Below are 12249 nucleotides of genomic sequence, written 5' to 3'. Positions count from 1 at the left end.
TTTAGTTATTTAGTACCGATTCGCCTTTTTCGGCAAATGCTTTAAAATCTTCCATATAGGCCAGAGACTGCTTTTTAAACGCTCCGGGCATCAAGAGTCCCATCAATTTCATTCCAAGGCCGGAAAATTGGAACTCGGACTCCGAAATCCACCGGGTTTTGTTTCCTTCCTCCTTAAAATAGTTTTTTTGAATGTTGTGCACTCCTTTGGTATCGTAGGTCATATGTATCTCTTCTGGCAGGTTTTTTTTGATGATGGTCTCCACCATGCTCAGGTCGCGTTTCCCCATTTTGTAGCTCAAGCTCATTTGGGCGCCTTCCTGTCCGGGCTTGGGTGAGAGTTGCTCATATCCGAGTAGTCCTTTTTGCCAATGCTTCATATTCTCGGGATCCATCATTTTTAGGATGAACTCTTCCCTTGGAACATCAACAACAACTTCGGTAGTATACTTCATGTTGGTTTGGTTTTGCACTAATGTAACAAATTCTGCTTATCTATCCCGCACCAAAAAAATCTGTTAATCATATGAGAACCTTCTTGTAAGGGATTTTGTAATTGTTATTTTTGCGAAATGCTTAAGCTCCAAAAAAATAGGTTCTTCCTTCAATGCTGTTTTATGGCGATGTTAGTTTCCTCTTGTGAGGGAATGTTCAATAAGGAAGAGGAAAAAGAACCCTTGGCGCGGGTCGGCGATACCTATCTTTATAGGGAAGATATCGCATCTTTGGTCCAAGACGACATGACTGCTCAGGACAGTGCCATTTTCGTGACAAATTACATCAATAATTGGGCGTCGAAGCAATTATTGCTCGACAAATCCAGGATTAACCTTCCTGAAGAAAAGCTAAGGGAATTTGACCGTTTGGTTTCTGACTACCGTGCCGACCTTTATACACGCGCCTACATTGAAGCCTTGGTGCTTCAATCCCAAGATACAGCCATTACTAAAAACCAGCTCCAAGAGTTTTACGATCGGGAAAAGGAAAACTTTAAACTGAACGAAAAATTGGTGCAGTTGCGCTTTGTGGGCATGTCGGAACAGTTTTTGGACCGTGATGGGGTAGAGCAAAAAATCAAGAATTGGGACGATACGGACAAACGATATTTGGATTCCATAGCCGTTCAATTCAAAAAAATCCATTTTAACGACTCCATTTGGGTAAGTGCCAGTCGGGTAATAGAGGAAATACCCCCATTGACGCAGGCAAATGAGGAATCCCACTTAAAAAAATCACAATTTTTTGAGCTACAAGACTCGTTAGAGGTATATTTGGGCTGGGTGACCAACGTTCTGGAAGTCAATGAAACAGCCCCGTTCGATTATGTGGAACCGGACATAAGGCAATTGATACTCAACCGGAGACGTTTGAATTATGTAAAAAAACTAGAAACCGAAATAATAGATGAAGCTATCAAGAAGAATGAATTTGAGGTTTATGACAAAGAAAATTAAGGCACTCTCCATCGCACTCTTAGCGATTGTGGGAATGGTGCAGGCACAGGAAGTGGACCAAGCTTTGAGCGAGACAGACTCCACCACTAATACCAACCGGGTAAAATTGGACGGGATCGCCGCTGTAATCGGGGATTATGTAATCCTGGAATCGGATATAGACAAAACCTTGATCGATTTGCAGAACCAAGGAGCGTCCACAGAAGATGTGACCCGCTGCGGATTATTGGGCAAACTTATGGAGGACCGGTTGTATGCGCATCAAGCGGTGCAGGACAGTTTGTTGGTCTCCGACGATATGGTAAATGCCCAGAGCGACCGTCAAATCCAGCAACTGACCCAACAGATCGGTAGTGTGGAGAAGATGCTGAGCTACTATAAAAAATCGGACATGGAAAGTTTCCGTGAAGAGCTGTTTGAAATCAACAAGCTACGGATGCTTTCTGAAAAGATGCAGGGAAAAATCGTTGAGGAAATTGAAGTGACCCCAGAGGAGGTGCGCCAGTTTTTCTATAAAATTCCAGAAGACGAGCGCCCAGTATTTGGAGCTGAACTGGAAATTGCCCAGATTGTGAAACAGCCCGAAGCCCCCGAAGAGGAAAAGCAAAAGGTAATCAACCAACTGAAGGAAATCCGTCAAGATGTGTTGGAGAACGATGCCAGTTTCAATGTGAAAGCTATTTTGTACTCACAAGATCCGGGATCTAAATCAAAAGGTGGATTTTACAGTATGACCAAGGAAACTCCTTTTGTAAAAGAATTCAAAGATGTTGCCTTTAGCCTTAGGGAGGGAGAAATCTCAGAGCCTTTTGAAACTATTTTTGGTTATCACATTATTTATATCGAAAAAATCAGGGGTCAGGAATTGGATTTAAGACATATCTTGATGATTCCAGATATTCCCAAAAGTGCCATCGACAAAGCGGTGAAAGAACTGGATAGCATCCGTCAGCAGGTTATCGATGGAAAATACACCTTTGCGGAAGCTGCATTAAACTTTTCCGATGAAAAGGAAACGAAGTTTGATGGTGGATTGCTCCGTAACCCTATTAATTTCGACTCCCGTTTTGAACTGACCAAAATGGACCCTACGCTCTACAATCAAGTAAGGAATCTCAAGGACGGGGAAATCTCGAGGCCCATCCGGGAGGATGACCCAAGAGGAGGCCCACCGAAGTTCAAGATCATGAAGATTTCCAACCGCTATGACGAGCATGAGGCCGATTTTGCCAAGGATTACATGAAGATACAGGAGTTGGCCCTGCGCGAAAAGCAGTTCAAGGCCATTAAGGAATGGATGGACGAACATATTGAAGACACTTACATTCACGTTGACCCAGACAATAGGGACTGTGATTTTGCAAACAACTGGGTAAAGGAATAATTGTATGTCGGATGTTGTTGCAGTAGAAAACCTGGTCAAAAAGCATCAAGAGCTAAAAAAGGAAATTGCCAAGGTCATCGTGGGGCAAGATGCGGTGATAGAACAAATACTCTTGTCCATCTACACTGGTGGACATTCCTTGTTGATAGGTGTACCTGGTCTGGCAAAGACCTTGATGGTCAATACCATTGCACAGACCCTTGGTTTGGATTTTAAAAGAATACAGTTTACTCCCGATTTGATGCCCAGTGATATTTTGGGCAGTGAGGTACTCGACCAGAACCGCAACTTTAAGTTCATCATGGGACCTGTGTTCGGGAATATCATCCTCGCGGACGAAATCAACCGAACACCACCCAAAACACAAGCAGCCCTATTGGAGGCCATGCAGGAACGGGCGGTGACCATTGGAGGAAAACAATACAAGCTCAACCAACCCTATTTTGTGCTGGCCACACAGAATCCCATTGAGCAGGAAGGAACCTATCCCTTGCCAGAGGCCCAATTGGACCGTTTTATGTTCGCCATCGAACTCAAATATCCGTCCATTGCGGAGGAAATACAAGTAGTTAAATCCACCACTACCGATGATCAGGTAACCATTAACACGCTTTTTGATGCCGACGAGATCATCGAGGTGCAGCATTTGATTCGTCGCATACCAGTGCCGGACAATGTCATCGATTATGCCGTGAGGCTGGTGAACAGGACAAGGCCAGGACAGGAAGACGCTCCCGATTTTGTAAAGAACTACATCGATTGGGGTGCAGGACCAAGGGCTTCACAAAATCTGGTGTTGGCTGCCAAAGCCCATGCGGCCATTCATGGTAAGTTCTCTCCAGACATCGAAGATGTGAAGGCGGTAAGCCTGGGAATCCTTCGCCACAGGATCTTGAAAAACTACAAGGCGGAAGCCGAAGGCCTCACAGAAGAAAAAATTATCACAGAATTGTTGTAAAAATAATTTGGTCAAGACGGATTTAGTTCGATTCTAATTCCAAATTACTATACGATTTAGTAAATTTACCGAATTACGAAAATCTTAAAAACTCTATTGTAGAATGGCATTTGATATAGACATGATAAAGGGTGTCTACGCTTCCATGGGGGAACGCGTGGAAAAAGCCCGTGAATTGGTGGGCAAGCCCCTTACACTTTCAGAAAAAATCTTATACTCTCATCTTTGGGACGGTAAACCGGAAAGAGCCTTTGTAAGAGGCAAGGATTACGTTGACTTTGCCCCCGATAGGATTGCTTGTCAAGATGCAACGGCCCAAATGGCCTTGTTGCAGTTTATGCAGGCTGGTAAAGACAAAGTAGCCGTACCCACAACGGTACACTGTGATCACTTGATTCAGGCTAAGGATGGTGCCGCACAAGATTTGAAACATGCCAACGAGACCAGCAAGGAAGTTTTTGATTTTCTGGAGTCTGTATCGAACAAATATGGAATTGGCTTTTGGAAGCCTGGAGCAGGTATCATTCACCAAGTGGTGTTGGAAAACTATGCCTTTCCTGGAGGTATGATGATCGGGACCGATTCACACACCGTAAATGCCGGTGGATTGGGAATGGTGGCCATTGGAGTTGGAGGTGCCGATGCTGTTGATGTAATGGCAGGAATGGCCTGGGAGCTTAAGTTCCCTAAATTAATAGGTGTAAAGTTGACCGGAAAACTATCTGGTTGGACCGCACCCAAGGATGTTATCCTTAAAGTAGCGGAAATTCTTACCGTAAAAGGAGGTACAGGTGCCATTGTAGAATATTTTGGCCCAGGAGCAACCTCTATGTCATGTACCGGTAAAGGAACCATTTGTAATATGGGTGCCGAAATCGGTGCGACCACATCAACCTTTGGTTACGACGAGTCCATGGAGCGCTATCTAAGAGCTACCGACAGGTCAGATGTTGCCGATGAAGCCAATAAAGTAAAGGAACACTTGACCGCAGACCCAGAGGTGTATGCCAATCCGGAACAGTATTTTGATCAAGTGATCGAAATCAACCTTACCGAATTGAAACCTTTGTTGAACGGTCCATTTACCCCAGATTTGGCCACAGAGGTGGGAACCATGAAAGAAAAAGCGGAGAAAAATGGATGGCCATTGGCCGTGGAGTGGGGATTGATAGGTTCCTGTACCAACTCTTCGTATGAAGATTTATCACGGGCCTCATCGATTGCACAGCAAGCTTTGGACAAAAAACTTAAGACAAAGGCCGAGTTCGGAATCAATCCAGGTTCGGAGCAGGTAAGATACACCACGGAGCGTGATGGTATCCTCGAAATATTTGAGAAGCTGGATGCCAAAATATTTACCAATGCCTGTGGACCATGTATCGGTCAGTGGGGACGATACGAAGATCCAAAGAACGCACCCAAGAACAGTATCGTACATTCCTTTAACCGTAACTTCGCAAAGCGTGCGGACGGTAACCCAAATACCCACGCATTTGTGGCATCACCGGAGATGACTGCGGCGATTGCCATTGCAGGGCGATTGGACTTTAACCCGTTGACGGATAAGTTGATCAACGAAGATGGCGAAGAAGTCATGTTGGATGAACCAACAGGATGGGAATTGCCACCAAAAGGTTTTGAAGTGAAGGAGAACGGTTACTTGGAGCCCGTTAAGGATGGAAGCGGAGTTGAGGTAATCGTAGCCGAAGGTTCTGAAAGGCTGCAATTATTGGAGCCTTTCGAGCCCATCACGGCAAAAGATCTTCAAGGTATGAAACTGTTGATCAAAGCCTTTGGAAAATGTACTACGGACCACATTTCCATGGCAGGACCATGGTTGCGCTTTAGAGGACATTTGGACAATATTGCCAATAATACGTTGATTGGTGCCGTAAATGCCTTCAACCAAAAAACTAACTTCGTCAAGAACCAATTGACAGGGGAGTACGGTGGAGTTCCAGATACCCAGCGCGAGTACAAAAAGAAAGGTATCAAAACCATCGTGGTGGGAGACCATAACTACGGAGAAGGTTCTTCCCGTGAGCATGCTGCCATGCAACCCAGACATTTGGGCGTAGCTGTGGTTTTGGTAAAATCCTTCGCTAGGATACACGAAACCAACTTGAAAAAGCAAGGAATGTTGGCCTTGACCTTTGTGAATGAGAACGATTACGATCTCATCCAGGAGGACGATACCTTCAATTTTGTGGATGTTGCAGAGTTTGCACCGGACAAGCCTTTGACCATAGAAGTAGTTCATGCTGATGGTAGCAAGGACACTATTATGGCAAACCATTCGTACAACGATGCACAGATCAAATGGTTCAATGAAGGTTCTGCCTTGAACTTGATCAAAAAACAAAATGCTTAATTGTATCTAAAATAATCTGTTGAAACTCCTGATGTCGCTAATTGATATCAGGAGTTTTTATTTTTTGAGAAAAACCATTCCATGAAAGTCAATAAAAAGACCGTCCTCAATATCATTTTGATTCTCTTTGTCCTGTCATTTTTTGTAACCCCCATCGGTTATTATGGAAAAATCTGGTTGAACCGCCTGTTTTCATTTGCTCCAGCGGTCATTGAGGAAACAGAGCAGCAACAGATTACGGATTACGATTGGCGATTAAAGGATGCTGATTGGAACTTCTTCAATTTTGAAAAATCCAAGGGAAATGTGGTCTTCATTAATTTTTGGGCCTCATGGCGTTTGCCTTCGGAGGCAGAGCTTGCAAGTATCCAGGAATTGTACGACAAATATAAGGGGCAAATGGACTTTTACATTATTACCAATGAAGAGCAAGAACCTGTAGAGACCTTTATGGAAGAGCATGGATTTTCTTTTCCGGTCACCTATTTGATCATAGGGGAGAAGATGCCCGTGAGCGCCGACAAAGTACCATCTTCCTATCTGCTCGATAAGGAAGGCCATATTGTAATCCATGAAGAGGGTATCTCCGATTGGAGCTCGAAAAAGGTATACCGATTATTGGATGAATTGATTGCAGAATGAAAATCACAAAAGAACAGATCGGCAATGTTATTTGGATTGTAGCCATATTGCTCATTCTCTTTACGCCGTTAGGATTTCATGTTCGGGTGTGGGTCAATAAAGTGGTCGCTACCGTGATTAGTCCGAGCACGGTGGATGAAAGGGAACAGACCGTACTGGAGAATTATCACTGGGAACTTATTGATATGGAAGGTCATAAAGTGAACCTTAAATCAAAGGAGGGCCAAGTTGTTTTGATCAATGTTTGGGCCACATGGTGCCCACCCTGTGTTGCAGAGCTACCTGGTTTTGCTACACTTTACGCAGACTATAAGGACAAGGTCGTATTTGCCTTTGTGGCCAACGACGAGAAGGAAAAAGTGAAAACATTCTTGGAGAAAAAGGGCTATGATTTACCAGTTTATTTTCAGGCATCGGCAACACCAAAAGCGTTAGAGAGCGGAAGTATTCCCGTTACCTACATCATAGATAAAAAAGGCGATGTGGTGGTGGACAAAACAGGTGCGGCCAACTGGAATTCGGACAAAGTCCGCAATCTTTTGGACCAACTGCTGGCTGAGTAACATAAAAAAAGGATTCGGTAAACTTATCAAACGTTAATCAGCGAAAAGTAAATGAAAAAGAGTAATTGAGCAGTGTACAGATGGTAGGAAATGGTCTTGTTTCCCGTAATGTGGAACCTCTTTAGCAAAAGTTGCATGGAAAGACCGATGACGAACCAAGTGACATAGTTTTTTAAGGGGACTTCCCCATTAAATGTCCAGAAGTCAAAATTTGGGGCGTTGATCTCCATAAAAAAGTCCAAAAGTACCATCAATCCGGCCCCAATACATAATTGTAGCCAAATCGGAATGCCTTTATACTTGGCTATTTCATAGGTAATAAATGCAAGTAGCCCCCAATAGCAACCAATCAACCAAGGAACACCATCGAGTTTTGGACCCAATGCTTCGCCGTATTCGTATTCTCCAAACAATAAGCCATAGGTTACGCCAAGCCATTCTGCCAGCATACCCATTCCGAAAAAGAGCACAAACAATAGCGCCCTTTTCATGGTATTGATTGGAAAAATCCAAAAGAAGAGAACAAGACTCAAGCTAAGGTTCAATGGGGTTTTTTCTAAAAACCAATCTTTATGACCCATTGTTATGCCAATCATTGCAGAAACATGAAACAGCCATATCAGGAATGAGGCGAACCAAACCTGGAATTTAGTAGACAACTTATTGATCATTGTTTGGAATTAGTTCACTAACAATTTTTGCGGACAGCAGGCAAAGGGGAATACCCCCTCCTGGATGGACAGACCCTCCGCAGAAGTATAGATTGTTGATTTTTGACGAAAAATTTGGATGTCGTAAAAAAGCAGAGAAACGCGAATTACTGGCCGCACCATACAGTGCTCCTCGATAGGAACTGGTATTGTTCTCAATTTGGACCGGGTCCAGTGTAAATTCAGATACAATATGCTGTTCTAGGTCCGTGTTGAGACACCGCGACAGTTTTTGCACTATATTTTTTCTGGATTGAGATTTTAGACTATCCCAATCTTGCCCAAAATTTCCCGGTGCATTTACCATTACAAACCAATTTTCGCAACCTTCTGGTGCATCATTAGGTTCTTCCTTACTCGTGATATTGACATATATCGTTGGGTCGGGGTGCAAGGATTTCCGCTGAAAAATGTGCTCAAATTCATTTTTGTAATCTTCGCTAAAGAAGATATTGTGTAAGTCAAGCTGTTCAAATTTCTTGGAAATCCCCCAATAGAATATGAGTGCCGAACTCGAACGTTCTTGCTTCAAGGTCCTTACGGGCTGTTCTTGGGTTGGTAAAAGCTTTTTGTACGTTGGGTAGATATCCATGTTAGAAATGACGATATCGGATGCGTATTTCCCCTTTTTGGTCCGGACCCCAATCGCAGTTCCACGCTCAACCATGATTTCCTCCGCACTCTCACTAAAGCGAAACTCCACTCCGATACGTTGGGCAAGTAGATATAAAGACTTAGTGATTCGGTGCATTCCACCCTTTGGGAAATAGGTGCCGTAATGCATTTCAAGATGGGGAATCATGGACATTATGCCTGGGGTCTCATAGGGCGACGAACCGTTATACGTGGCAAACCGATTAAAAAGTTGAATCAATTTCTCGCTTTTAAAATTTGCTTTGTTGGTTTCATCCAATGTTTTTCCGATATCCAATTGACCGATTCCCAAAATAGCCTTAAGGCAATCTTTGTTAAGATAGGTATCCCGTTTATGCAACGATTTTTCAAGAAATAAGGGAGCCGTTAGATCATATTTCCTTTTACTCTTTCCTAAATACTTTTCAATACGCTCTTTACTTTCACCAAAGATTCTAGATGCCTCTTGTGCAAAGGAGTTTGGTCCATCCGTAGCAGAGAATCGGGTGCCATCTTCCCAGAAATAATTACAGATGACTTCTTTTTTTTTGTAGTTGAAATAATCACGTGGATTTTGTCCGTGAAGTTCAAAAAGTTCATCTACAAAATGTGGCATTGTGAACAAGGAGGGTCCAAGGTCAAAACGGAATCCTTGATTTTCTGTGGCGTGCAATTTACCACCGGGGTACGCATTGCTTTCAAGTACAGTGACGTTGTAGTTCTTTGCACGTAATCGTATTGAAGTGGCTATTCCGGCAATCCCCGCGCCAACCACAATGGCTCTCTGCATTATTTTTTGAAGTATTTGAAAGGAACAAAGAGCATTCCGAAGCATTCACCATCTTCCTTACCTAAATGTTTGTGATGCATTTTATGGGCTCTTCTCACACCTCGGGCGTACCAATTGTTCGCATTTCTAAATAGCTTGAAGCGTTGGTGAATAAAAATATCATGTACAAAAAAATAGGCGATGCCATAAGCGAGAATCCCGAATCCAATGGGCCAGCCATACCAAAAATCAGTATTGTTCGCAATCATTATAAAACTCATGCTTACCACTGCATAAAAGATAAAAAAGGCATCGTTTCGCTCGAACCAAGAATCATGGTCCTTTCTGTGATGGTCTTTATGGAGACTCCATAAAAAACCGTGCATCACATACTTATGGGTAAACCATGCCATGAATTCCATAAAGCAAAAAGTTGACAAAAATATCAATATCCAAAGTGCTACTTTCATTGTACCAATTGTAATTTATAATTTACATAGGATTGTGCCAAAAGTCCAAATTTTTGATAATTGGGTACACGAATCCTAGTGTTTTTTATTTCCAAAGGAGGGGTGCTCTGCAATTTTTGCAACAGCTTTTTATAATATCGGTAAGCGGTGTAAACTCCAAACTTTGCCTGTTCGGGTAATTCCACAATACCTGCATAACCTACTTCAAAATCCGTTTTTATTTCATCTACGATACGTTTTTTGGACACTTCGTCCAGCTCCAAAAGATCGGTGTTGGGAAAATAGGTACGGTTCAAGTCCTCATAATCTGCTTTCAGGTCCCTTAGAAAATTTACCTTTTGGAACGCAGACCCTAGTGCCATGGCAGATTCCTTCAACCTTTCATATTTTTCCTTGTCCCCATCCACAAATACACACAGGCACATTAGCCCCACCACATCTGCAGAACCATAGATGTACTCCCTATACTCATCAAAGGTTTCGTAGTTTTTCTTGGTAAGATCCATTCGCATACTTTTCATAAAGGACTCCACCAAGTGGTGCGGAATATCATATTTGTGATAGGTATGTTGGAAGGCGTTTAAAATGGGGTTAAGACTGATTTTGTCCTCGATGGCCCGTTCCATATCCTTTTCAAAGGTGTCGAACAGCTGCGCCTTGTTGTAATCATGGAAGGTATCCACGATTTCATCGGCAAAACGAACAAAACCATAAATGTTGTAAATGTCCGCCCTAATCGAAGGAGCCAACATTTTGGTCGCCAAGGAAAAGGAGGTACTGTAAGATTTGGTTACGATCTTACTGCAGTCGTACGAGACGTTGTCAAAAATAGTTTTCATCGGTTTTCATCTTTAATGATTAAATCAGCCACCAGTTTGCCGGATATCAGGGAAGGTGGGACCCCTGGGCCGGGTACGGTCAACTGACCGGTAAAGAACAAGTTTTTTACCTTGCTACTTTTGAGGTTAGGTCTTAAAAAAGCGGTCTGACGCAATGTATTGGCCATCCCATAAGCATTTCCCTTGTAGGAGTTGTACTGTTCCACAAAATCGTTTACACAGAAACTCTGCCGAAAAATTACAGAATTTTTTACAGATTGATGAGTTAAATTTTCAAATCTGTCCATGACAATATCAAAATATTGATCTCGCAATTGCGGGGTATCTTCCAACCCGGGCGCAATCGGTACCAAGAAAAAGCCTGTTTCCATGCCTTCCGGCGCCATTGAGGCATCCGTTACCGATGGGAAATTGGCATAGAACAATGGATTGCTCGGCCACTGTGGATTATCATAAATTTCTTGGGCATGCTGCTCAAAATCGGTATCGAAGAACAGGTTGTGGTGTTCGATATTGTTCAACTTCTTATCAAAACCGATGTAAAACAACAGCGAGGAAGGTGCATAGGTCTTTTTGGCCCAGTATTCCTCCGAATATTGTCGGTATTTTTTATCCAGTAGGGTCTCGGAATGATGGTAATCCGCGCCACTGACCACATAATCGGCCAAGTGGTTGTTTCCGTTGCTTCGTATCCCCATCACTTCGCCTTCGGATACCAAGATTTCGCTGGCCGGACTGTTGGTATGGACGATAACGCCCAAATCTTCGGCCACGCTCTTCATTGCCTTGATGATTTCATACATCCCACCTTTGGGATGCCAAGTACCCAAACCAAAATCAGCAAAATTCATGAAATTGTAAAAGGAGGGCGTTTTGCTGGGTTTTGCTCCCAAAAACAGAACGGGAAACTCCAATGTAGATACCAGTTTAGGGTTTTTGAATCTTTTTCTAACCTGTTGGCTTATGGTCTTGAAAAATTGGTCCACCTTTAGCACGGTTTCCTTGGTCACTAGCTCCAAAGGGGATAGCCCGGGACGCAAGACCACCTTGTTTATGGCGATATCATAATTTTCCTGTGCCTCGCCAATAAATTGCTTCAAATGTTTGCTACTGCCCGATTCTATGCGTTCGAACTCCTCACAAATACTTTCCATACAGTCACCAATGGTGATGATATCATCTTCGAAAAAGATTTTGTAAGCCGGGTTCAATTTGTCCAACTGGTAAAAGTCAGAAGTTTTTTTTCCAAAATCGGCGAAGAATTTTTCAAAAATATCGGGCATCCAATACCAACTCGGGCCAATATCGAAGGTAAATCCATCCTTGGTCAGCTGGCGGGCTCTTCCTCCCACGGTGTCGTTCTTTTCGAACATTTCCACCTCAAATCCAGCCTTTGCCAGATAGCAGGAGGCCGAAAGCGATGAGAAGCCGGAACCTATTACAATTACTTTTTTCAT

General features: G+C 43.1%; 12 protein-coding genes. 6 read left to right on the top strand and 6 right to left on the bottom strand.

Annotated features, from left to right (window positions below):
- Position 1 precedes the first annotated feature (1 nt).
- Positions 2–454, bottom strand: a complete 453-nt coding sequence (locus tag EO130_RS07705) for an SRPBCC family protein (protein WP_127140944.1) — start codon at positions 452–454, stop codon at positions 2–4.
- Between the two features lie 162 nt (positions 455–616).
- Here EO130_RS07705 and EO130_RS07700 point away from each other — a divergent pair, with 162 nt between their 5' ends.
- The 6 genes from EO130_RS07700 to EO130_RS07675 all read left to right on the top strand — a co-directional run bounded on the left by EO130_RS07700 (position 617) and on the right by EO130_RS07675 (position 7371).
- The gene (locus EO130_RS07700) at positions 617–1453 is read left to right on the top strand and encodes a peptidyl-prolyl cis-trans isomerase (protein ID WP_241244322.1); all 837 of its coding nucleotides are present in this window, start codon (positions 617–619) and stop codon (positions 1451–1453) included.
- Complete coding sequence (locus tag EO130_RS07695) at positions 1437–2837, top strand: peptidylprolyl isomerase (RefSeq protein WP_241244321.1); 1401 nt, start codon at positions 1437–1439, stop codon at positions 2835–2837. Before EO130_RS07700 ends, EO130_RS07695 begins: the two co-directional genes overlap by 17 nt.
- 4 nt (positions 2838–2841) lie before the next feature.
- Positions 2842–3795, top strand: a complete 954-nt coding sequence (locus tag EO130_RS07690; RefSeq protein WP_127140942.1) for an AAA family ATPase — start codon at positions 2842–2844, stop codon at positions 3793–3795.
- Positions 3796–3898: 103 nt separating this feature from the next.
- Positions 3899–6166 (top strand): aconitate hydratase, encoded by a 2268-nt coding sequence (locus EO130_RS07685; protein ID WP_127140941.1) that lies wholly within the window; start codon positions 3899–3901, stop codon positions 6164–6166.
- 81 nt (positions 6167–6247) lie between these two features.
- Complete coding sequence (locus tag EO130_RS07680) at positions 6248–6808, top strand: TlpA family protein disulfide reductase (protein WP_127140940.1); 561 nt, start codon at positions 6248–6250, stop codon at positions 6806–6808.
- Complete coding sequence (locus EO130_RS07675) at positions 6805–7371, top strand: TlpA family protein disulfide reductase (RefSeq protein ID WP_127140939.1); 567 nt, start codon at positions 6805–6807, stop codon at positions 7369–7371. Before EO130_RS07680 ends, EO130_RS07675 begins: the two co-directional genes overlap by 4 nt.
- 26 nt (positions 7372–7397) lie before the next feature.
- On the opposite strand, the gene EO130_RS07670 is transcribed toward EO130_RS07675, so the two are convergent.
- The 5 genes from EO130_RS07670 to EO130_RS07650 form a co-directional block, all read right to left on the bottom strand.
- Positions 7398–7952: a carotenoid biosynthesis protein gene (locus EO130_RS07670; RefSeq protein ID WP_262707324.1), complete on the bottom strand. Its 555-nt coding sequence runs from the start codon at positions 7950–7952 to the stop codon at positions 7398–7400.
- Positions 7953–8031: 79 nt separating this feature from the next.
- Positions 8032–9504, bottom strand: a complete 1473-nt coding sequence (gene crtD, locus EO130_RS07665; RefSeq protein ID WP_206513136.1) for a 1-hydroxycarotenoid 3,4-desaturase CrtD — start codon at positions 9502–9504, stop codon at positions 8032–8034.
- Positions 9504–9953: a sterol desaturase family protein gene (locus EO130_RS07660; RefSeq protein WP_127140937.1), complete on the bottom strand. Its 450-nt coding sequence runs from the start codon at positions 9951–9953 to the stop codon at positions 9504–9506. The genes crtD and EO130_RS07660 overlap by 1 nt, the downstream gene beginning before the upstream one ends.
- Positions 9950–10792, bottom strand: coding sequence for a phytoene/squalene synthase family protein (locus EO130_RS07655; protein ID WP_127140936.1), 843 nt, complete (start codon positions 10790–10792; stop codon positions 9950–9952). The genes EO130_RS07660 and EO130_RS07655 overlap by 4 nt, the downstream gene beginning before the upstream one ends.
- Complete coding sequence (locus tag EO130_RS07650) at positions 10789–12249, bottom strand: phytoene desaturase family protein (RefSeq protein ID WP_127140935.1); 1461 nt, start codon at positions 12247–12249, stop codon at positions 10789–10791. The genes EO130_RS07655 and EO130_RS07650 overlap by 4 nt, the downstream gene beginning before the upstream one ends.

Source organism: Flagellimonas marinaquae (genome assembly GCF_003992675.1).
Taxonomy (GTDB): domain Bacteria; phylum Bacteroidota; class Bacteroidia; order Flavobacteriales; family Flavobacteriaceae; genus Flagellimonas; species Flagellimonas marinaquae.
Note: the sequence above shows the minus strand (reverse complement) of the source record. Positions and strands in the feature narration are given on the sequence as shown.

Bases quoted from the DNA above. Each gene is read 5' to 3' on its own strand.
- EO130_RS07655 (WP_127140936.1), bottom strand. From the start codon at position 10,792: ATGAAAACTATTTTTGACAACGTCTCGTACGACTGCAGTAAGATCGTA.
- crtD (WP_206513136.1), bottom strand. From the start codon at position 9,504: ATGCAGAGAGCCATTGTGGTTGGCGCGGGGATTGCCGGAATAGCCACT.
- EO130_RS07695 (WP_241244321.1), top strand. From the start codon at position 1,437: ATGACAAAGAAAATTAAGGCACTCTCCATCGCACTCTTAGCGATTGTG.
- EO130_RS07650 (WP_127140935.1), bottom strand. From the start codon at position 12,249: ATGAAAAAAGTAATTGTAATAGGTTCCGGCTTCTCATCGCTTTCGGCC.
- EO130_RS07705 (WP_127140944.1), bottom strand. From the start codon at position 454: ATGAAGTATACTACCGAAGTTGTTGTTGATGTTCCAAGGGAAGAGTTC.
- EO130_RS07660 (WP_127140937.1), bottom strand. From the start codon at position 9,953: ATGAAAGTAGCACTTTGGATATTGATATTTTTGTCAACTTTTTGCTTT.
- EO130_RS07680 (WP_127140940.1), top strand. From the start codon at position 6,248: ATGAAAGTCAATAAAAAGACCGTCCTCAATATCATTTTGATTCTCTTT.
- EO130_RS07690 (WP_127140942.1), top strand. From the start codon at position 2,842: ATGTCGGATGTTGTTGCAGTAGAAAACCTGGTCAAAAAGCATCAAGAG.
- EO130_RS07670 (WP_262707324.1), bottom strand. From the start codon at position 7,952: ATGGGTCATAAAGATTGGTTTTTAGAAAAAACCCCATTGAACCTTAGC.
- EO130_RS07685 (WP_127140941.1), top strand. From the start codon at position 3,899: ATGGCATTTGATATAGACATGATAAAGGGTGTCTACGCTTCCATGGGG.
- EO130_RS07700 (WP_241244322.1), top strand. From the start codon at position 617: ATGGCGATGTTAGTTTCCTCTTGTGAGGGAATGTTCAATAAGGAAGAG.
- EO130_RS07675 (WP_127140939.1), top strand. From the start codon at position 6,805: ATGAAAATCACAAAAGAACAGATCGGCAATGTTATTTGGATTGTAGCC.